Source organism: Micromonospora sp. WMMD1120, from assembly GCF_029626235.1.
Taxonomy (GTDB): domain Bacteria; phylum Actinomycetota; class Actinomycetes; order Mycobacteriales; family Micromonosporaceae; genus Micromonospora.
On the sequence record NZ_JARUBO010000005.1, the window covers coordinates 264205 to 284053 of the forward strand.

Consider the following 19849-nt stretch of genomic DNA (forward strand, 5'->3'; position numbering starts at 1 on the left):
ACCGAGGTGCGGATGGGGAACCAGCGTGTCGTGTAGACGTCAGGAGCGGGCGAGCCGCCGCAGCAACGAGTCCGCGCCCAGCGGATAGGCCCCGTGCCGGCGTACCCCGTCGGCGACCTCGCGGTCCGACGAGACCACGACCACCGGACGGCCCGCCGGCTCGGCGCGGACCAGCCGTCGGATCAGCTCGTCGGCGGTCTCCCCCTTGCGGGAGAAGAGCACCCGTACGCCACGCGGCGCGGGCGGCAACCCGTGCATCCGCTCGGCCCCGTCGAAGACGACGGTGACCTCGTCGCCGGTCTGCGCGGCGATCCCGCCCAGCCCGGTGATCAGGCGTTTGCGCTGCTGTTCCAGGGACATCTCGCCGAAGCCGCGCTTGGTGACGTTGTAGCCGTCCACCACCAGGTGCGCCCGGGGCAGGGCGAGCAACTGGTCGAGTCGGGCCGGGTCGTCGCTGTCCCGGGCGCGGGCGGCGGGGCCGGCCGGGGTGGCGCCGGCCTGTTCGGCGAACGCGTCGGCGACGAAGTCGGCGGGGAGCTTGTCCACCGGGTCGAGCGCCAGCTCCCGGCGCAACCCGACGGCGGCCTGGCCGATGGTCTCCAGCAGCAGCCAGAGTCGGGCGTCGTCGACCGAACGCGCCTCCTTGGCGCTCGCCCGGGCCACCCCGGCGGCGGCCTCGGCCTCGGCCAGCCGGGCCCGGGCGCGGCGCAGCTCGGCGTCCACGTCGGCGCTGGCCCGCGCGGCCCGACCCCGCTCGGTGGCCAGCAGCTCGGTGGCCTTGCGTTCCCGGGCCTGGGTCTCCCGCAGGGTACGGGCCAGCTGCCGGGACTCCTCGCGGAGCTGGCCCAGCTCCTCCCGGACGCGGGCCAGCTCGTCACGGAGCTTCTCCGCCTCCACCCGGGCGACCGCGCGGTCGTGCTCGGCCCGGGTGGCCCGTTGTTCGGCCTCGCGGACCAGCTCGGCGACGACAGCGCTGTCCGCCTCGGCACGGACCGCGGCGCCGCTGGCGTCGATCAGCTCCCGCCAGCCGCGCGGCCGGGCCAGGTAGGCCAGCGCGGCGACCTCGACCGGGTCGGCGGCGGCGGGCGCGGTGCCCTCGACCACGGCGGCGCCGAGATCACCCGCGTCGGCCAGGACCCGGGCGGTGACCCGCTGCCGGAAGAGCGGGTCGGCGGTGAGCTGGGCGGCGATGGCCGGCGCGCCGAGCCGGGCGCGCCGGTTGGGGGCGAACTTGGCGACCCGGCGCAGCGGCACCGGCACCTCGTCGGCGGGCAGGGTGGGCAGCACGGCGGCGGTGAGCGCCACGATGCGCTGGCGGACCGGCTCGGGCAGGGTCGGCTCGGGCTCCGCACCCGTGCCGTCCCCGTTCGGGTCGTCTGCGTCGGTCGTGCCCGTGACTACGTTGTCGTCCGGGTTACCCTCGACACCGTCGCGCGCGACCGGGTCCTCCTGCGGGAGGTGGTCGTCGTGCGGCTCGGTGAGGGGCATGTGGCAAGTCTCCCACCGCGACCGGGCCCACCGCCCGGTGAGTGAGCCGATCTCTCATCCTAGCCCTCATGGTGGCGCGTGGGACGACTGCGACGGGAGTGTCGGACGGGGGCGCTAACGTGCCGCCGATGGCACAGGCGGAGTACGTCCAGGAGGCACTGGCCGGTCTCGACCCGGCGGTGGGCGGGGTGGACCCGGCGCTGCCGCTCTACGCGACCACCTTCGTGGTGGTCGACCTCGAGACCACCGGCGGCGCGCCGGACGGCGGCGGCATCACCGAGATCGGGGCGGTCAAGGTGCGCGGCGGCGAGCATCTGGGGGTGCTGGCGACCCTGGTCAACCCGGGGCAGCCGATCCCGCCGTTCATCACCGTGCTGACCGGCATCACCCAGGCCATGCTGGTGCCGGCGCCACCGATCGAGCAGGTGCTGCCGAGCTTCCTGGAGTTCATCGACGACGCGGTGCTGGTGGCGCACAACGCGCCGTACGACGTGGGCTTCCTCAAGGCCGCCTGCGCGAGGCACGGCTACCGCTGGCCCAACCCCCGGGTGCTGGACACCGCCGCGCTGGCCCGGCGGGTGCTGACCCGCGACGAGGTGCCCAACCGCAAGCTCGGCACCCTGGCCGCCTACTTCCGCACCGCCACCCAACCCACCCACCGGGCCCTCGACGACGCGAAGGCCACCGTCGACGTGCTGCACGGGCTGATCGGCCGGCTCGGCGGGCACCGGGTGGACACCGTCGGCGACGCGATCGAGTTCGCCCGCGCGGTCACCCCGACCCAGCGGCGCAAGCGGCACCTCGCCGAGGGCCTGCCCAAGGTCCCCGGGGTCTACATCTTCCGGGCCGCCGACGACCGGCCGCTCTACGTGGGCACCTCCGTCGACATCGCCACAAGGGTCCGCAGCTACTTCACCGCCGCGGAGAAACGGGCCCGGATCTCCGAGATGCTCGCCGCGGCCGAACGGGTCGAGGCGGTGGAGTGCGCGCACTCGCTGGAGGCGGAGGTCCGCGAGCTGCGGCTGATCGCCGCGCACGCCCCGCCGTACAACAGACGCTCCAAATACCCGGAGCGGATGCTCTGGCTCAAGCTGACCGACGGTCCGTACCCTCGCCTGTCGATCGTCCGCGACCTCTCCCCCACCGACACCGCATACCTGGGGCCGTTCACCTCACGGCGGGCCGCCGAGCTGGCCGCCGCCGGTTTCCACGACGCCGTGCCGCTGCGTCAGTGCACGCACCGGCTCTCGCTGCGCACCGTCACGCCGGCCTGCGCGCTGGCCGAGCTGGGCCGCTGCCCGGCACCCTGCGAACACCTGATCACCCCCGAGGAGTACGACCGCCGCGCCGCCGCGCCCTTCCGCACCGCCACCGCCGACGACCCCCAGTCGGTGGTGGACGCCCTGCTCACCCGGATCGACACGCTCGCCCGCGACCAGCGCTACGAGGAGGCGGCGGTGGTGCGGTCCCGGCTGGCCGCGGTGCTGCGCGCCGCCGTACGGATGCAGCGGTTGGCATCGCTGACCGGGATCGTCGAGCTGGCGGCGGCCCGACCGGCCGCGCGCGGTGGCTGGGAGTTGGCGCTGGTCCGGCACGGCCGGCTGGCCGGCGCGGGGGTGTCCCCACCGGGTGTGCACCCGCGCCCGACGCTGAACGCCATCCGGGCCACCGCCGAGACGGTGTCCGGCGGGCACGGCCCGGTGCCGGCGGCCACGGCCGAGGAGTCCGAGCGGATCCTGTCCTGGTTGGAGCGACCGGAGACCCGACTGGTCGAGATGTCCTCCGGCTGGTCCTCACCGGCGGGTGGCGCGGGGCGGTTCCGTGACCTGCTGGCGAAGGCCGAGAACGGCGCGTCCCACCAACTCTCGACCGAACGCTCATGACCAACTGACCGATCGGATGACGTCGACTCGCTTAGGCTGTTAGAGAAGTGCAGTCCTGCCCGTTTCGTGGGCCTGCTCCCGCCGCCGGCTTCCGGTGGTGCGGGGCCGGGGTGAGGAGGTGTCCCTCGTGGACGTCGACGCCGGACACGGCGCCGCCCTGGGGGGCGCCCTGCCGACACAGCCAGGTGAGCTGCCGCTCGCCCGCCGGTTACGGTCACTGCTCAGCTGGCCGACCACCGACTCCGACCCGGTCACCCACCTGGTGCGCACCCATCGCGGCATCCACGCCGGCACCGACCCCGCGGTGCTGCGTCGTGCCTACACGATCGCGGAGAACATGCACCGCGGGCAGTTCCGCAAGAGCGGGGAGCCGTACATCACCCATCCCCTGGCGGTGGCGCAGATCTGCGCCGAGCTGGGCATGGACACCACCACGCTGGTCGCGGCGCTGCTGCACGACACGGTGGAGGACACCCACTACACCCTGCAGGCGCTCGCCGAGGACTTCGGCGGCGAGGTGGCCCACCTGGTCGACGGTGTGACCAAGTTCGACAAGGCGTTCTACGGCAAGGCCGCCGAGGCGGAGACCATCCGCAAGATGATCGTCGCGGCCGCCAAGGACGTCCGGGTGCTCATCATCAAGCTGGCCGACCGGCTGCACAACATGCGCACCCTCGGGGTGCGCTCCGCGGCGTCGCGGGAACGGATCGCCCGCAAGACCCAGGAGGTGCTGGTTCCGCTCTGCGACCGGCTGGGCATCCAGACCCTCAAGCGCGAGTTGGACGACGTGGTGCTGCTGCACCTCGAACCCGACGAGCACGCCCGGCTGGCCCGGCACGTGCACGACCGCCCGGGTTGGGACAACTACCTCAACTCGGTGGTCAACAAGGCCCGGGTGGCCCTGCGGCGCGGCCGGGTCGACGCCGAGGTGAGCCCTCGTCCCCGGCACCTCTACTCGATCTGGAAGGACACCGTCGCCGGCGGCCACACCGCTCCATACGACTTGCCCCGCATCGTGGTGGTGGTCGACGGTCCGGCGACCGACTGTTACGCCGCGTTGGGCGCGATCCACGGCACCTGGCGACCGGTGCCGGGCCGTTTCAAGGACTTCATCGCCTCACCGAAGAACAACCTCTACCGCTCGCTGCACACCAGCGTCTGCGGCCCGTTGAACCGGACCGTCGAGGTGCTGATCCGCACCGAGGAGATGCACCGCTCGGCCGAGTACGGCATCGCCGCCGGCTTCCGCTTCCCCCGCTCGGGTGGCAACAGCGCGGCGGTCCGCGCCGAGCAGTTGGACTGGCTGCGTCGGGTGCTCGACTGGGAGCCGGCCGCCGCCGACCCGGCGCAGTTCCTCGAGTCGTTGCGGTGCGACCTCGCCGAGAGTCAGATCCAGGTCTTCGCCGACGGGCGACAGGTCGTGCTGCCGGCCGGGGCCACGCCTGTCGACCTGGCGTACGAGCTGGGCAGCGAGCGGGGTGACCACTGCCTCGCCGCGCGGATCAACGGCCGCCTGGCCCCGCTCAGCTCCGAGCTGGACGAGGGCGACGTGGTGGAGATCTTCACCGAGAGCGACGGCGACAACGGCTTCACGGCCAGCGAGGCGCCGCGCGGCCCGCGCCGGGAGTGGCTGAGCTTCGTCAAGTCACCGCACGCGCAGATGCAGATCAACAAGTGGTTCGCCGAGCACACCGAGCCGGGCATCACGATCAGCGACAAGGTCCGCCTCGGTCGGGCCACCATCGGGCTCGCCCTGCGCCAGCACAATCGAGGGCTCGCCAGCGACCTGCCGCTGCTGCGGCTCTCCGAGGAGCTGGGTTACCCGGACCTGGAGACACTGTTGGTGGCGGTCTTCGACCGGGTCATCGAGCCGGACACCGTCGTCCGCCAGCTCATCGACCTGGTCGACCATCGACAGTGAGCGGTCGGCACCAGCGCGTCCGAACGACTTTCGCGACCACTAGCCTGGAGTCATGATCCCCCGTTCCCGCGTCACCGGTCGGGCCGTTTTCTACCAGACCTTCTACCGACTGCCGCTACCGGTGCGCCGGCGTCTGGTCCGACTGGCCGTGCCCAAGTACATCGTCGGCGCGGTCACCCTGGTCCGCGACGCGGAGGCGACCGGCGCGGGGCGGCTGCTGATGCTGCGTCAGCCGCCGGGAAAGGGCTGGTCCCTCCCCGCCGGCCTGCTCAACCGGGGCGAGGCCCCGGTGGTGGGCGCGGCGCGGGAGCTGTTCGAGGAGTCCGGCATCCGGCTCCGCCCGTCGCGGCTGCGCCCGGCGGTGCCGAACGCGATAGTGCACGCCAAGGGTTGGGTGGACATGGTGTTCGAGACGGAGGTGCCGGCCTCCACCACCACGTTGACCGTGGACGGCGGCGAGGTCTTCGAGGCCGCCTGGCACCCCCTCGACGACCTGCCCAGGCTGACCTGGCCGACCGCCCGCCTGCTCGCCTACTACGACATCGGGCCGCTGGCCGGGCAGTTCCCGCCACCGGTGCCCGACGAGGCCCCGTGAGCGACGCGGCCGGCGCGGTGGCGGGGCTGTGCGCCGTGGTGCTGGCGGCCGGCGAGGGCACGCGGCTCCGTCCCCTCACCGAACGGGTGCCCAAGGCGCTCTGCCCGGTGGGCAACGTGCCCCTGCTGGACAGGGCGTTGGCCCGGCTGGCCGGGCTCGGCCTGACCGGCCCCGACCGGGTCGCGGTGAACGCCTGCTACCTCGGCGACCAGGTGGTCGCGCACGTCGGTGACCGCGCGCACCTGTCGGTCGAGCCGGGCGACCCGCTGGGCACCGCGGGCGGGGTGGCCAACCTGCGGGACTGGATCGACGGCCGACCGGTGCTGGTCGGCAACGCCGACGCGTACCTCGCCGACCCGGCGACTCCCCCGGGCCCGGACGTGGCCGCCCTGCTCGACGGCTGGGACGGGCACTCCGTACGCCTGCTCGGTCAGCCGGCCGCGGACCCGGCGGCTGCCGGCACCTTCTCCGGGCACTGCTTCACCGGCTTCTCGCTGCTGCCCTGGCGGCTGGTCCGTGACCTGCCGGTCGTCTTCTCCGACCTGGTCCGGGCCGTGTGGCGCCCGGCCGAGGCGGCGGGCGCGCTGGAGGTGGTCACCTACCCGGGCACCTTCATCGACACCGGCACCCCGGCCGACTACCTGGCGGCCAACCTGCACGCGGCCGGCGGCGGCAGTCTCGTGGACGGGTCCGCGACGGTGACCGGCCGGTGTGTGGAGTCGGTGGTCGGCGCGGGGGCGCGGGTGGACGGCGACGTGTGCCGCTGCGTGGTGTGGCCGGGCGCGGTCGTGGGTCCCGACGAGCGGCTGCGCGAGGCTGTCCGCGCCGGCGACGGCCACACCGTCCCGGCCGCCGCGCGCGGCTGAGCGCGGGCGACTCCCACCTCCGGCCCCGCGGAGAAACCTCTAGCATGAGCGACGACGCCGACGAACGGAGAAATGCCCCGTGATCACCGCGATCGTGCTGATCGACTGCGCCACCGACGCGATTCCCGAGGTGGCGGAGACCCTGGCCAACCTTCCCGGTGTCAGCGAGGTCTACTCGGTGGCCGGGCACGTCGACCTCATTGCCGTCGTCCGGGTCCGCGAGTTCGACCAGATCGCCCAGGTGATCGCGGGCAGCATCTCCAAGACGCCGGGGGTGCTCAACACCGAGTCGCACATCGCGTTCCGCGCGTACTCCCAGCACGACCTGGAGGAGGCGTTCGCGATCGGCCTCGCCGGCGCCGACTGACCGGCGCCGGGCGCAGGGCGGCCGGCCCACCACCCGGGTGGACCGGCCGTCTGCTGTCGCTACGTCAGCTCACGCCGGGAGCCGGCGTCTCGGTGGTGCCGCCGCCCGGAGCCGGCGACTCGGTGCCGGTGCCCGGAGCCGGCGACTCGGTGCCGGTGCCGCCGGGAGCCGGCGACTCGGTGCCGGTGCCGCCCGGGCTGGGCGTGCCGCTGGCGCTGGTCTGCGGGACCGGGATGCCCAGCTCGTTGGCGAGCTGCACCAGCTCGTCGTAGTGCGCCTGCAGCGTCGGCAGGGCGGTCTGCGCCAACTGGACCACCGACGGCTCGGAGCCCTGCGAGATCTCCGTCTGGGTGGCCTGGATGGCCTGGACGTGACCGGCCAGCTCACTCGTCACCCAGAGCCTGTCGAACTCCGCACCGCTGGCGTTGTTCAGCTGGTCGATGACCGCCTGCTGGTCGGCGCTGGGCTCGTTCGGCAGTTCCACACCGAGCTGGGACGCGGTCTGCTGCACCGTCTGGTCCAGCTGGGTGTGATCGGCCTTGAACATCGCGCCCAGGTCCTTCACCCCCTGGTTCTGGCCCTTCTGCTGGGCCAGGTCGCCGGCGGTGATCTCGAACAGGTTGACCTGGTGAACCGCCTGCAGGTACTGGGTGTCCTGGGTCGACGGCTGTGCCGCGGCCTGCGCGGCCGCGGCCGGCGCGACACCCACCAGCACCAGCGCGGCCAACAGGCCGAGGCGTTTGATACCCAACATGCTTCCCCCCCTTGAGACGTTGGACCGCACGGATACCCGGCTCACCGGGGTTATTCCTGCGATCACCCGCCGTGCGGGGGGTCGACCGGTCCCGCAGTGGCCGTCCACCTCATGGTCGGATGGGCGGCGGGTGCGGATACGACGTGGCGCCCGCCGGAAAACCGGCGGGCGCCACGTGACGGTGCGATCAGGCGGTCAGCGGCGGCTCTCGCCGCTGGTGACCTCCTCGCGCTCCGGTCGGGGCTCGACCGGCGGGTGGCCCGGCGAGACCGGCGCCTCGACCGGACGCTCGATCGGGTAGAAGAAGCCCCGGATGGCCGGACCGAGGGCCCCCAGGCGGTTCATCTTCTTCGGCACGACCCAGCCGACGTACTCCAGCTCACCGTGACCGTCCGCGTGCCCGTTGGACGCGCTGAGCGGCTGGTGCACCTCGACGAACCGACCGTCCGGCAGGCGTCGGATGATGCCGGTCTCCACGCCGTGCGCGAGCACCTCCCGGTCGTGTTGCTGCAGACCGAGGCAGAGCCGGTACGTGACGTAGTACGCCAGCGGCGGGAGCACCAGCAGGCCGACCCGACCCGCCCAGGTCATCGCGTTCAGGCTGATCTGGAACTTGTCGGCGATCACGTCGTTGGCCCCGGAGAGCGTCAGCACGACGTAGAACGCGACGGCCATGGCGCCGACGGCGGTACGGGCCGGCGCGTCCCGGGGACGCTGGAGCAGGTTGTGGCTCTTGCGGTCCTTGAGCTGCCGGGCCTCCAGGAACGGATACATCGTCGAGAGACCCACCAGGATGCCGGGCAGCACGACGGTCGGCCAGAACAGCGGCGGAATCACGTACCCGTCGCCGATCGGGATGTTGATCTCCCAGGCCGGCATGAGTCGGGTCGAGCCGTCGAGGAACATGACATACCAGTCGGGCTGGCTGGCGGCCGAGACCACCCACGCCTCGTACGGGCCGAACAGCCAGATCGGGTTGATCTGGAACAGACCGCCCATCAGCGCGATGACGCCGAAGACGACCATGAAGAAGCCGCCCTGCTTCAGCGCGTAGCGCGGGAACATCCGCTCGCCGACCACGTTGCCGTTGGTCCGGCCGGGGCCGGGCCACTGGGTGTGCTTCTGCTTGAAGACCAGGCCCAGGTGGACGCTGATCAGGGCGACCAGCAGACCCGGGATGAGCAGCACGTGGGCGATGAAGAACCGGCTGATGATGATCGTGCCGGGGAACTCGCCACCGAAGATCGACGAGGTGACCCAGGAGCCGATCACCGGGATGGACAGCATGATCGCCGAGGCGATCCGCAGGCCGGTGCCGGACAGGCCGTCGTCCGGCAGCGAGTAACCGGTGAAGCCGGCCAGGAAGCCAACCCAGAACAGCAGCGAACCGATGATCCAGTTGGCCTCACGCGGCTTGCGGAACGCGCCGGTGAAGAAGACCCGCAGCATGTGCACGACGATCGCGGCCATGAACAGCAGCGCCGCCCAGTGGTGCATCTGCCGCATCACCAGACCGCCCCGGACGTCGAACGAGATGTCCAGGCTGGAGGCGTACGCGGCGGACATCGGCGTGCCCTGCAACGGCGCGTAGCTGCCGTCGTAGACCACCTCGGTCATCGCCGGCTCGAAGAAGAAGGTGAGGAACACACCGGTCAGCAGCAGCACGACGAACGAGAACAGCGCGATCTCGCCGAGCAGGAAGGACCAGTGGTCCGGGAAGACCTTGTTCAGCAGCTTGCGCAGCGGGGTGGCCACTTGGAAGCGGTCGTCCACTTCCTCCGCGGCCTTGCCCGGCATCGCCGCAAGGTCAAGCTTTCGACGCTTCATGGCCGCTCCCAGAAGTCAGGCCCGACGGTCTCGGTGTAGTCGGACTTCGCCACGAAGAAGCCCTCGGAGTCCACCTCGATCGGCAGCTGCGGCAGCCGCCGGCTGGCGGGGCCGAAGACAGGCCGGGCGTTGTCGGTGATCAGGAACTGGGACTGGTGGCACGGGCAGAGCAGCCGGTTGGTCTGCTGCTCGTACAGGCTCGCCGGGCAACCGGCGTGCGTGCAGATCTTGGAGAACGCCGCGTAGTTGCCCCACATGTAGTCGCCGTGGCCGACGTCGGGGCGCGAGTTGGCCTCGCGGGACTTCTGGGCGTCCGAGTCGCGCAGGTGGATCAGCAGCGTCGGCGAGTCGGCGTGCAGGTTGCTCACGCCGTGGTCGATGCCCGGGAAGACAGTGAGCTGGCCACCGGCACTGATGTCCGCCGGGCGAACCGGACGGCCGTCCTCGCGGACCAGGCGGATCTTCTGCCCACCCTCGGCCGGGGCGAACCCGGTGGTGAACATCTGGTTGTTCTTGTGCGGCTGCGAGATCAGCCCACCGACCAGCGGGGCCGCGGCGACGGCGGCGACCGGCGCGAGACCGGCCAGCAGCGAGATGCCGAGCAGCGGGCGACGCTTCACGCCCAGCTCGTCCGCCATGTAGAGCATGGTCTGGCCGGTGATGGTGCGGCCGTCGGCATCCACCGCGCCCTCGTGCCGGTCCTGGATCGAGACCTCCTTGGGCAGCAACTTCTTGCCCCAGGTCAGGATGCCGAAGCCGACGGCGAGCAGCGCCACGCCGAGGGTGAGGCCGAGCAGCGGGGTGTAGAACTTGTCGCCGCCGCGACCCGCCTCGTACTTCCACGGCCACCAGATGTAGATGGCCAGGAAGGCGGTCGCGGCCAGGCCGGTGATCAGGAAGAAGCCGGCGACCACCCGGGTCAGCCGACGCTCCGCCTTGGTGCCCGGCAGCACCTGCGGCTCGTAGTGGACGATCTCGATGTCGTCCCGACGCGCGCCTTCCCGAACGATGTCGAACCGGGTCAGCCTGGGGTCGTTCACGTCGAGCGGCTCCTGGCCCTGCGGGGCCTGGTGCTCGGTGTGGGTGCTCATGCCGTCACCTCGCTACGGGTGGCGCCGAGCGGCACCACGGCACTGATTCGGATGCTCCGCTCGGTCACGACTTACCCGCAATCCACAGGCTAGCGAAGACGAGCGCCACAATGCCAACCAGGAAGATCGCCAGGCCCTCGGTGGAGGGGCCGTACCGACCCAGGTTGAAGCCGCCCGGGTCCTGGTCGTGCTTCAGCGTCTCCTGGATGTAGGCGATGATGTCGGCCTTCTGCTCCGGCCGGAGCTGGTTGTCGCCGAACACCGGCATGTTCTGCGGGCCGCTCAGCATCGCCGCGTAGATCTGACGGTCGGTCGCGGGGTGCAGGCTCGGGGCGAACTTGCCCGAGGAGAGCGCGCCGCCGCCACCGCCGAACGCGTGGCACTGCGAGCAGTTGATCCGGAACAGCTCGCCGCCGGCGGCGATGTTGCCATCCTCACGGAGGTCGTCGCCCTCGGGCACGACCGGACCGCCGCCAAGCTCCTGGATGTACTGGGCCAGCTGACGGGTCTGCTCGTCGGTGAAGACCGGCGGCTTGCGGTGGGCCTGGGCCTCCTGGCGGGCCAGCGGCATCCGCCCGGAGCTGACCTGGAACTCGACAGAGGCCGCGCCGACGCCGATCAGGCTCGGCCCGCGACCCTCGACGCCCTGGGCGTTGCGGCCGTGACAGGTCACACAGCTCACGTCGAACAGCGCCTTGCCCTCGGCGGCGGCACCGGTCAGCTGCGGATTGTCCTGCGCCTGGGCACCGGGGGCGAAGACGGTGTAAGCACCGCCGGCGAGCATCAGCGCGGCGATCAGCCGGACCGCGGCGCCCAGCCGGCGGCGGCCCCTGCTGCGCGCGGCGGGCCGCTCACGCAACCGCGCGAGCAGACCGCGTCGGCGGTCGTTGTCAGAAGTCATGAGCGGTGTCCTTAACCGGTTGGACCTGTCTCAGGGGACGGAGCAGCAGCGCGGGGTGTGACGCGCAAGATCACTGAAGCCAGTAGATCATGGCGTACAGCCCGATCCACACGACGTCGACGAAGTGCCAGTAGTACGACACGACGATCGCCGACGTCGCCTGCGCCGGGGTGAACCGGCCCATGGTCGTGCGGACCATGAAGATGATGAAGGCGATCAGACCGCCGGTCACGTGCAGACCGTGGAAGCCGGTGGTCAGGTAGAACACCGACCCGTAACCGTCTTCGTTGATCTTGATGCCGTCCTCGACCAGGTGCCGGTACTCGTTCAGCTGGCCGAGGACGAAGATCAGGCCCATCACGAAGGTGACGGTGAACCAGCGCCGCAGCGCGTGCACGTCACCCCGCTCCGCCGCGAAGACGCCGTACTGGCACGTGACCGAGGACAGCACCAGGATCACCGTGAAGGTGGTCGCGTACGGGATGTTCAGCGCCTCGGTGTGCTTCTCCCACTGCTCCGGCGCTGCCGCGCGGATCGAGAAGTACATCGCGAACAGCGCCGCGAAGAACATGAGTTCGCTGGAGAGCCACACGATCGTCCCGACGCTGACCATGTTGGGTCGGGTCAGGGAGTGGATCCGGCTCTTGTCAATGGCTGGGGCCGCAGTCACGCCGTCATTATTGCCCCTGACCGGGGCCGGCGATCAGCGGGGTGGCAAACCTGCGCCTTCCGTGGCCCGAGCGTCAGGGTCCGCTTCGCCTGGCCTAGCCTGAAAAGCGTGCTGCACGTCGATCCGATCCTCGCCGCCACCTCGGCGCCGCCACCGTTCACCGTCGGCGCGGTGCTCACCGAGACCCGGCTGGACAGCTGGCTGGCCCTCGGCCTGGTGCTCGCCGCCGGTGTCTACCTCTACGGGGTGCACCGGCTGCGGTTGCGCGGCGACCGCTGGCCGGTCCTGCGTACGGTGTTCTTCCTCGGCCCCGGGTTGGGCGGCATCGCGCTGGTCACGGTGAGCGGACTGCACGCGTACGACACCGCTCTGCTGTCCGTGCACATGATCCAGCACATGGTGCTCTCCATGGTCTCGCCGATCTTCCTGGCGCTGGGCGCGCCGATGACGCTGGCGCTGCGGGCGCTGCCGGTCTGGCCGCGCAAGCGCCTGCTGGCGATCGTGCACAGCCGCCTCGCCCGGATCTACACCTTCCCGCTGGTGGCGTTCGCCATCTTCGTGGTCAACCCGTTCGTGCTCTATTTCAGTGACCTGTACCGCTTCACCCTGGAGCACGCCTGGGCACACGAGTTGGTGCACGCGCACTTCATCATGACCGGCTGCGTGTTCTTCTGGCCGCTGCTCGGCCTCGACCCGCTGCCCGGACGCTGGCCGTACCCGGCGCGGGCGCTGCTGATGCTGCTCTCCGTGCCGTTCCACACCGTGCTCGGTCTCACCATCATGCAGAGCAGCACGCTCTTCGGCGGCGACTGGTACCCGTCGCTCAACCTCGGCTGGGTCGACCCGTGGGAGGACCAGGTGGTCGCCGGCGGCATCCTCTGGGCCGGCGGCGAGTTCGTCAGTGTGACGATGCTCGCGGTGCTGGTGGTGCAGTGGGTCCGGCAGTCCGAGCGGGAGGCCCGCCGGGTGGACCGCGAGCTGGACCGCCAGGAGGCCCGCCAGCGCGCCGCCGACGCCGCGCCCGCGTGAGCTGCGCGGACGTACGCCACGACGACCGCCGACGGGCGGGATGTCGGCTACGTCACGCCGACCGGTACGATCTGCGGGCAGCTACGAGGTGGAAGCGGAGTGCCGCATGAGTGAGCGTCTTTGCACCGTCCTGCTCTACAGCGACGACCCGCAGGTCCGTGACCGGATGCGGCTGGCCATCGGCACCCGTCCCGCGCCCGGCCTGCGGATCGAGTTCGTCGACGCGTCGACCTACGCGGAGACGATCCGGCTGGTCGACGACTACGAGATCGACCTGCTGCTGCTCGACGGCGAGGCGAGCCCGGGCGGCGGCATCGGCATCGCCCGGCAGATCAAGGACGACCGCGACGACGCTCCCCCGACCTGCGTGGTGATCGCCCGCGCCGCCGACCGGTGGCTCGCCGCGTACGCCGAGGTCGACGCGACGTTGGTGCACCCGCTCGACCCGGTGACCACCGGCAGCACGGTGGCCGAGCTGCTGCGGGCGCACGCGCCCGCCTGACGTCCCCGTCTCCGGCTCATCGACGCGCCGGACGGGTCGGCTCCAGTCCACCCCACCTCGCACGCTCGGGAGGCCCGCCATGGGCGATCGGACCTGGCCGCACCTGCTCACCGCGCTGCTGCGCGGCGAGGAGCTGACCACCGCCGACACCGCCTGGGCGATGGACGAGATCATGGCCGGCTCGGCGAGCGCGGCACAGATCGCGGCCTTCGCCGTGGCGCTGCGGGCCAAGGGCGAGACCCCGTCCGAGGTGGCCGGGCTGGTGCAGGCGATGCTGGGCCGGTCGGTCCCGGTGGTGCTCTCCGAGGAGCTGCGGAACACCGCGCTGGACGTGGTCGGCACGGGCGGTGACCTCGCCCACACCGTCAACATCTCCACCATGGCGGCGCTCGTGGTGGCCGGCGCCGGCGTCCGCGTCGTCAAGCACGGCAACCGGGCTGCCTCCTCGCTGTGCGGCACCGCCGACCTGCTGGAGTTCCTCGGCATCCCGCTGGACCTCGGCCCGGAGCAGGTGGCCCGCTGTGTCGAGAAGGCGGGCATCGGGTTCTGCTTCGCGGCCCGGTTCCACCCGGGCATGCGGCACGCCGGCCCGGTCCGGCGGGAGGTGGGGGTGCCCACCTTCTTCAACTTCCTCGGCCCGCTGACCAACCCCGCCCGCCCCCGGGCCGGAGCGGTCGGCTGCTTCGACGCCCGGATGGCGCCGGTGATGGCGAGCGTGTTCGCGGCCCGGGGCGACTCGGTGATCGTGATGCGCGGCGAGGACGGGCTGGACGAGTTCACCACGGCCGCGCCGACCCGGGTCTGGGTGGCGCAGTCCGGCACCGTACGGGAGGCCGTGCTGGACGCGACGGACCTGGGGGTACCCCGGTCCACCCTCGCGGACCTGCGCGGCGGTGACGCCGCGTACAACGCCGCTGTGGCCCGTCGCCTGCTGGCCGGCGAGAAGGGACCGGTCCGGGACGCGGTGCTGGTGAACGCGGCGGCGGCGCTGGCCACCCAGGGCCCGCTCGACGGTGACCTGACCGAGGCGCTGCGGGCGGGGCTGACCCGGGCCGCCGAGTCGATCGACTCCGGCGCGGCCGCCGCGACCCTCGACCGCTGGATCGAGACCGCCACCTCCGTCTGACCAGCCACACCTCCCCCGGCGTCACGGCGATTGATCGACGCGGGTTCCGTGAAGCCGCGGTGTCGGCAGGCTGGGACACCGCGTCATCAGGAAGGCCGGGTGGATCATCCGTCCTGAGCTGCGGTGTGGCCCGCTCGGCAACCGACGCGGGACCTCCGGGCGGAGATTTGTCGGACCCGCGTGGAAAACTACAGGCGAGTAGTTCTCCGCTCCCGTCCGTGCGGTGTTGTCGCGTCCGGGGGCGGTTCGCCTGAGGTGAGAGGGGACGACGGTGTCGCACCGCGAGCTCTACTGCGACGTCTGCGAGGGCGTGGCACTGTTCGAGGTGCCGCCCTGCGTCGACGGTCACGGCATCGACTGTCCCGAGCTGATCTGCACCGGCTGCGGCGCCGCCGTGGTGATCGCCACCTTCCCGATTCCGGTCCCCTGGTCGGCCGAGGGCCGACGCCACCGGCCCGCGCACCGCGCCGCCTGACCCGTTCACCGGTCCGTCGGCCGCACCTCGCCGATCCGGCGTCGATCATCCAGCGGGACGGCACGGCAGCGCCCGGCACGACGAAGGCCCGCTCCCTCGACGGGGGGCGGGCCTTCGTGGCGTCGGTGGGGCGACGGCGACCTGTCGATCAGTGCTCGGCGGTGCGCCGGGTGCCGCTGTAGTACTCGAACAGGAGCCCGCAGGCCGCGAAGACGACGGCGAGCAGGCCGGCGCCGATCAGCCAGTACTGCCAGAACACCATGCCGAGCGCGGCGATCGCGGCGGCCAGGGCCAGGCCGAACGGCCAGTAGCTGCCCGGGCTGAAGAAGCCGACCTCGCCGGCGCCGTCGGCGATCTCGGCGTCCGCGCGGTCCTCCGGGCGCAGGTCGATCCGGCGGGAGACGAACCAGAAGAAGCCACCGCACATCGAGCAGAGCAGGAACGACAGCAGCAGGGCGACGGTGCCGACCCACTCCACGCGGCCCGTCTCACCGTTCGTCCAGGCACCGTAGAGGATGGTGGCGCCGAAGAGGAAAACGGCGATGATCAGGAAGATACGCCACTCGGTCTTCATGCCGCTGCCTCAGCTTCCCGTGCGGGCCGGAACGTCGTCCGGGTTGAAGTTGTCCTGCGTCCGCCGGGTCTCGAACGGCTGCGTGGTCTCCGCGTACGGCTGCTCGCCGATCTCGGACAGCGCGTCCTGGGTCGACTTGCCGCTCTGCTTGGCCGCCAGGAACTGGTCGTACTTCTCCGGCGAGACCACCCGCAGCTCGAAGTTCATGAACGCGTGGTAGCTGCCGCACAGCTCGGCGCAGCGGCCGACGTAGGCGCCCTCGGCGTCCAGGCTGGAGACCTCGAACACGTTGCGGATGTTGCCCGGCATGACGTCCCGCTTGAACAGCAGCTCCGGCACCCAGAACGAGTGGATGACGTCGCGGCTGGTCTCCTCGAACCGGATGGACCGGTTGGTCGGCAGCACCAGCACCGGGATGACCTCACTGGTGCCCAGCGTCGAGGCGGTGGTGCGGGCGTCCGGGCCCTGACCGTCGCGGTAGTTGAACTGCCAGTTCCACTTGAAGGCGACGACCTCGACAGTGACGTCCGGGTTCTTCGACAGCTTGTCCACGTCGGTCTGCACGATCGCCGTGTAGTAGAAGAGCACGGAGACGATCAAGATCGGCGCGATGGTGTAGAGGAACTCCATCGGCAGGTTGTAGCGGGTCTGCACCGGCAGGGTGTTGCCACGCTTGCGGTAGCGCACGACACACCAGAAGATCAGGCCCCACACGAACACACCGACCGCGAGCGCGGCGACGCAGGAGGCGATCCACAGGTCGTACATCCGCTTGGACTCCGGCGTGATGCCACCCTGCGGCCAACCGAAGCCGTCAAAGGTCTGACCCACGTCACAGCCCGTGAGCAGGACCAGCAGCGCCACGCCACCGAGACCGAGCCCGGCCAAGCGACCAGCACCACGCCCCCGGCGTCCACCAACCCCCGGGGAAGCGCTGTGCCGTACGGCCGACGGCCGTACCTCCGAACTCCTTGCGACCACCTGGTCCTGCCTCCCTAGCGCGCCGCGGTGCGTCTTTCCTCAGCACCGACGGCAAAGGCGTCACCGACGGTCGCAGATTACTCGACCATGACGGACTCGGCCGTGGTGGGGTCACTGTCCGCCCCCCATCGGGGGGATCATCGGCATACCGCCGGGATAGCGTAGTGATCTGTGAGCGCATCCCCGGTCTACCTGGACGCGGCGACCGCCGCGCCGATGCATCCGGTCGCGCGGCAGGCGCTGCTGGCCGCGCTCGAGGACGGCTGGGCCGATCCGGGCAAGCTCTACAGCCAGGCCCGGCGCGCCCGGCAACTGCTCGACGCCGCCCGCGAGGCCACCGCGCTGACGCTCGGCGTCCGCGCCGACGAGGTGTCCTTCACCCCCAGTGGTACGACGGCAGCGCACGGCGCGGTCCTCGGCGGGCTGGCGGGGCGGCAACGGGTCGGGTCGACGCTCGTGCACTCGGCGATCGAGCACTCGGCCGTGTTGCACGCCGCCGAGCGGCACGTCGCCGGGGGTGGCACGGCCGTCGGCGTGCCGGTCGACCGGTCGGGCCGGTTGGATCTGGGCGCGTGGTCGAGCGCCGTTGGCGCGCCGGGAGTGGCGTTGGCCTCCCTGATCACGGCCAGTCACGAGGTGGGGACCGTGCAGCCGGTCGCCGAGGCTGCCGCGGCGTGCGCCGACGCGGGAGTGCCGCTGTATGTCGACGCCGCCCAGTCGGTCGGTCGGGTTCCGGTGCCGTCGGGCTGGGCGGTGCTCAGCGCCAGCGCCCACAAGTGGGGCGGGCCACCCGGGGTGGGGGTGCTGGCGGTCCGCAAGGGCACCCGCTGGGAGTCGCCCTGGCCGGCCGACGAGCGGGAGAACGGGCGTACCCCCGGGGTGGTCAACCTGCCCGCGGTGGTGGCGGCGGCGGCGAGCCTGCGCGCGGCGGCGGCCGACGCGGCGGCCGAGGCGACCCGGCTGGCCGCGCTCGTGGACCGGATCCGGGCGCGGGTGGCGGCGGAGGTGCCGGACGTGGAGGTGGTGGGCGACCCGGTGCTCCGGCTGCCCCACCTGGTGACCTTCTCCTGCCTGTACGTCGACGGCGAGACGCTGCTGCACGCGCTGGACCGGCGGGGCTTCGCCGTGTCGTCCGGCTCGTCCTGCACCTCGTCGACGCTGCGCCCGTCGCACGTGCTGGAGGCGATGGGGGTGCTCTCGCACGGCAACGTGCGGGTCAGCCTGCATCGGGACACGACGGAGGCGGACGTCGAGCGCTTCCTGGACGAGCTGCCCGGGATCGTCGCCGGGCTGCGCGCCGACGCCGGGGTGGTGGGGCTGTGACGATGCCGGACGAGGTGATCGACTGTCGGGGGCAACGCTGCCCACTGCCGGTGATCGCGGCGGCCCGACGGATGCCCGAGGTGCCGGTCGGCACCGTCGTCCGGGTGCTGGCCGACGACCCGGCGGCGGCGGTGGACATCCCCGCCTGGTGCCGGATGCGGGGCCAGGAGTTCCTCGGCTCGCTCAACGGCCCCGACGGCCCCGCCTACGACGTCCGCCGCACCCACTAACCCCGCCCCGTCACCCACCCCGCGCCCCCGCCCCCGCCCCGCCCCCGCGCCCCGCCCCCGCCCCGCCCCCGCACCCCCCGCCCTCGTCGATCTTGCGCTTTCTGCGTGGACAAAAGCGCACACAAGCCGCATAAGGGCGACAGAAAGTGCAAGATCGCGCGGGCAGGGGGCGCGGGCGCGGGGCGCGGGCAGGGGGCGCGGGCGCGGGGTGGGGGCGCGGGGTGGGGGTGGGGCGGGTTACGGGAGGAGGTGGGGGCGGATCTCGTCGGCTGTGGCGTCGCCGTAGGACTCGGCCAGGCGCTTGACGAACAGGTCGGGGCGGACCTCGTACTCCTGGGTGCCGACGGTCTCCAGGACCAGGGTGGCCAGCAGGGAGCCGACCTGGGCGGCCCGTTCGAGGTCGACGCCCCAGGAGAGCGCGGTGAAGAACCCGGCCCGGAAGCCGTCGCCGACACCGGTCGGGTCGACAGCCCGGATCTCCCGCGCGATCGGCACGTGGATCGGGTCGATGCCCCGCCCGACGATCTCCACACCGTGCTTGCCCAGCGTGGTGACCCGCACCTTGACCAGGTCCAGCAGTTGGTCGTCGGTCAGCTGCGCCTTGCTCTGCAGCAGCGACTTCTCGTAGTCGTTCGTCATCAGGTACTCGGCGCCCTCGATCAGCGCCACCACGTCCTCGCCGCCCATCCGGGCGAGCTGCTGCGACGGGTCGGCGGCGAAGGCGTACCCCCGGTCGCGGCACTCGGCCGAGTGGCGCAGCATCGCCTCGGGGTCGTTGGCGCCGACCAGCACCAGGTCCAGACCACCGACGCGGGCGGCGACCGGCGCCAGCTCGATGTTGCGGGCCTCGCTCATCGCGCCGGCGTAGAACGACGCGATCTGGCACATGTCGGTGTCGGTGGTGCAGACGAAGCGGGCGGTGTGCGCCACCTCGCTGACGTGCACCGAGTCGCAGTCCACGCCGTGCCGCTCCAGCCAGGAGCGGTAGTCGGCGAAGTCCGCCCCCACCGCGCCGAGCAGCACCGGGCGCAGCCCGAGCTGACCCATGCCGAAGGCGATGTTCGCCGCGACGCCGCCGCGACGGAGCACGAGGTCGTCGACCAGGAAGGAGAGGGACACCTTGTGCAGCTGATCGGCGATGAGCTGGTCGGCGAAGCGGCCGGGAAAGCTCATCAGGTGATCGGTGGCGATCGAGCCGGTCACGGCGATCTTCATGTCAACCCTCGGGGTCGGGAGCGGGGCGCGG

The 19849-nt window shown here is 71.9% G+C and carries 20 protein-coding genes; 11 read left to right on the plus strand and 9 right to left on the minus strand.

Going from position 1 to position 19849, the window contains the following annotated elements:
* Positions 1-39: 39 nt before the first annotated feature.
* Entirely contained in the window at positions 40-1488 is a 1449-nt protein-coding gene (locus O7634_RS01265; protein WP_278148337.1) for an NYN domain-containing protein, read from the minus strand.
* Between the two features lie 128 nt (positions 1489-1616).
* Here O7634_RS01265 and O7634_RS01270 point away from each other — a divergent pair, with 128 nt between their 5' ends.
* The 5 genes from O7634_RS01270 (at position 1617) to O7634_RS01290 (ending at position 7120) form a co-directional block, all read left to right on the plus strand.
* Positions 1617-3371, plus strand: coding sequence for a DEDD exonuclease domain-containing protein (locus O7634_RS01270; RefSeq protein WP_278148338.1), 1755 nt, complete (start codon positions 1617-1619; stop codon positions 3369-3371).
* 127 nt (positions 3372-3498) lie between these two features.
* Complete coding sequence (locus tag O7634_RS01275) at positions 3499-5292, plus strand: HD domain-containing protein (protein WP_278153828.1); 1794 nt, start codon at positions 3499-3501, stop codon at positions 5290-5292.
* Positions 5293-5344: 52 nt separating this feature from the next.
* Positions 5345-5887, plus strand: a complete 543-nt coding sequence (locus O7634_RS01280; protein ID WP_278148339.1) for an NUDIX domain-containing protein — start codon at positions 5345-5347, stop codon at positions 5885-5887.
* Complete coding sequence (locus O7634_RS01285) at positions 5884-6753, plus strand: sugar phosphate nucleotidyltransferase (protein WP_278148340.1); 870 nt, start codon at positions 5884-5886, stop codon at positions 6751-6753. Before O7634_RS01280 ends, O7634_RS01285 begins: the two co-directional genes overlap by 4 nt.
* Before the next feature lie 79 nt (positions 6754-6832).
* The gene (locus tag O7634_RS01290; RefSeq protein ID WP_278148341.1) at positions 6833-7120 is read left to right on the plus strand and encodes an Lrp/AsnC ligand binding domain-containing protein; all 288 of its coding nucleotides are present in this window, start codon (positions 6833-6835) and stop codon (positions 7118-7120) included.
* Positions 7121-7184: 64 nt separating this feature from the next.
* Here the strand turns inward: O7634_RS01290 and O7634_RS01295 are convergent, their stop codons facing one another.
* From O7634_RS01295 to O7634_RS01315, 5 genes are all read right to left on the minus strand, one after another.
* A complete protein-coding gene (locus O7634_RS01295) occupies positions 7185-7874 on the minus strand; it encodes a DUF4142 domain-containing protein (RefSeq protein ID WP_278148342.1) in 690 nt (229 codons plus the stop codon).
* Positions 7875-8069: 195 nt separating this feature from the next.
* Complete coding sequence (locus O7634_RS01300) at positions 8070-9701, minus strand: ubiquinol-cytochrome c reductase cytochrome b subunit (RefSeq protein WP_278148343.1); 1632 nt, start codon at positions 9699-9701, stop codon at positions 8070-8072.
* Positions 9698-10792 carry a Rieske 2Fe-2S domain-containing protein gene (locus O7634_RS01305; RefSeq protein WP_278148344.1) on the minus strand — a complete coding sequence of 365 codons (1095 nt, stop codon included), beginning with the start codon at positions 10790-10792 and terminating at the stop codon, positions 9698-9700. The genes O7634_RS01300 and O7634_RS01305 overlap by 4 nt, the downstream gene beginning before the upstream one ends.
* Positions 10793-10856: 64 nt before the next feature.
* Positions 10857-11693, minus strand: a complete 837-nt coding sequence (locus tag O7634_RS01310; protein ID WP_091407516.1) for a cytochrome c — start codon at positions 11691-11693, stop codon at positions 10857-10859.
* 70 nt (positions 11694-11763) lie between these two features.
* Positions 11764-12363, minus strand: coding sequence for a heme-copper oxidase subunit III (locus tag O7634_RS01315; RefSeq protein ID WP_278148345.1), 600 nt, complete (start codon positions 12361-12363; stop codon positions 11764-11766).
* 99 nt (positions 12364-12462) lie between these two features.
* On the opposite strand from O7634_RS01315, the gene O7634_RS01320 reads away from it, so the two are divergent.
* From O7634_RS01320 to O7634_RS01335, 4 genes are all read left to right on the plus strand, one after another.
* Complete coding sequence (locus O7634_RS01320) at positions 12463-13392, plus strand: cytochrome c oxidase assembly protein (RefSeq protein WP_278153829.1); 930 nt, start codon at positions 12463-12465, stop codon at positions 13390-13392.
* Positions 13393-13498: 106 nt separating this feature from the next.
* Positions 13499-13894 (plus strand): hypothetical protein, encoded by a 396-nt coding sequence (locus O7634_RS01325; RefSeq protein ID WP_278148346.1) that lies wholly within the window; start codon positions 13499-13501, stop codon positions 13892-13894.
* A 79-nt stretch (positions 13895-13973) separates the two neighbouring features.
* Positions 13974-15020: an anthranilate phosphoribosyltransferase gene (trpD, locus tag O7634_RS01330; RefSeq protein WP_278148347.1), complete on the plus strand. Its 1047-nt coding sequence runs from the start codon at positions 13974-13976 to the stop codon at positions 15018-15020.
* 271 nt (positions 15021-15291) lie between these two features.
* Positions 15292-15495 carry a hypothetical protein gene (locus O7634_RS01335; protein WP_278148348.1) on the plus strand — a complete coding sequence of 68 codons (204 nt, stop codon included), beginning with the start codon at positions 15292-15294 and terminating at the stop codon, positions 15493-15495.
* A gap of 148 nt (positions 15496-15643) precedes the next feature.
* On the opposite strand, the gene O7634_RS01340 is transcribed toward O7634_RS01335, so the two are convergent.
* Positions 15644-16069: a cytochrome c oxidase subunit 4 gene (locus tag O7634_RS01340; RefSeq protein ID WP_278148349.1), complete on the minus strand. Its 426-nt coding sequence runs from the start codon at positions 16067-16069 to the stop codon at positions 15644-15646.
* Positions 16070-16078: 9 nt separating this feature from the next.
* Positions 16079-17050, minus strand: a complete 972-nt coding sequence (coxB, locus tag O7634_RS01345; protein WP_278148350.1) for a cytochrome c oxidase subunit II — start codon at positions 17048-17050, stop codon at positions 16079-16081.
* Between the two features lie 171 nt (positions 17051-17221).
* Here coxB and O7634_RS01350 point away from each other — a divergent pair, with 171 nt between their 5' ends.
* Positions 17222-18373: an aminotransferase class V-fold PLP-dependent enzyme gene (locus O7634_RS01350; protein ID WP_278148351.1), complete on the plus strand. Its 1152-nt coding sequence runs from the start codon at positions 17222-17224 to the stop codon at positions 18371-18373.
* The gene (locus O7634_RS01355; protein ID WP_278148352.1) at positions 18370-18603 is read left to right on the plus strand and encodes a sulfurtransferase TusA family protein; all 234 of its coding nucleotides are present in this window, start codon (positions 18370-18372) and stop codon (positions 18601-18603) included. Before O7634_RS01350 ends, O7634_RS01355 begins: the two co-directional genes overlap by 4 nt.
* 237 nt (positions 18604-18840) lie before the next feature.
* Here the strand turns inward: O7634_RS01355 and O7634_RS01360 are convergent, their stop codons facing one another.
* The gene (locus tag O7634_RS01360) at positions 18841-19818 is read right to left on the minus strand and encodes a carbohydrate kinase family protein (RefSeq protein WP_278148353.1); all 978 of its coding nucleotides are present in this window, start codon (positions 19816-19818) and stop codon (positions 18841-18843) included.
* Positions 19819-19849: the final 31 nt, after the last annotated feature.

Coding starts and splice junctions, on each gene's coding strand:
- O7634_RS01325 (WP_278148346.1), top strand. CDS start 13,499: ATGAGTGAGCGTCTTTGCACCGTCCTGCTCTACAGCGACGACCCGCAG.
- O7634_RS01295 (WP_278148342.1), bottom strand. CDS start 7,874: ATGTTGGGTATCAAACGCCTCGGCCTGTTGGCCGCGCTGGTGCTGGTG.
- trpD (WP_278148347.1), top strand. CDS start 13,974: ATGGGCGATCGGACCTGGCCGCACCTGCTCACCGCGCTGCTGCGCGGC.
- O7634_RS01310 (WP_091407516.1), bottom strand. CDS start 11,693: ATGACTTCTGACAACGACCGCCGACGCGGTCTGCTCGCGCGGTTGCGT.
- O7634_RS01265 (WP_278148337.1), bottom strand. CDS start 1,488: ATGCCCCTCACCGAGCCGCACGACGACCACCTCCCGCAGGAGGACCCG.
- O7634_RS01340 (WP_278148349.1), bottom strand. CDS start 16,069: ATGAAGACCGAGTGGCGTATCTTCCTGATCATCGCCGTTTTCCTCTTC.
- O7634_RS01360 (WP_278148353.1), bottom strand. CDS start 19,818: ATGAAGATCGCCGTGACCGGCTCGATCGCCACCGATCACCTGATGAGC.
- O7634_RS01280 (WP_278148339.1), top strand. CDS start 5,345: ATGATCCCCCGTTCCCGCGTCACCGGTCGGGCCGTTTTCTACCAGACC.
- O7634_RS01300 (WP_278148343.1), bottom strand. CDS start 9,701: ATGAAGCGTCGAAAGCTTGACCTTGCGGCGATGCCGGGCAAGGCCGCG.
- O7634_RS01305 (WP_278148344.1), bottom strand. CDS start 10,792: ATGAGCACCCACACCGAGCACCAGGCCCCGCAGGGCCAGGAGCCGCTC.
- O7634_RS01270 (WP_278148338.1), top strand. CDS start 1,617: ATGGCACAGGCGGAGTACGTCCAGGAGGCACTGGCCGGTCTCGACCCG.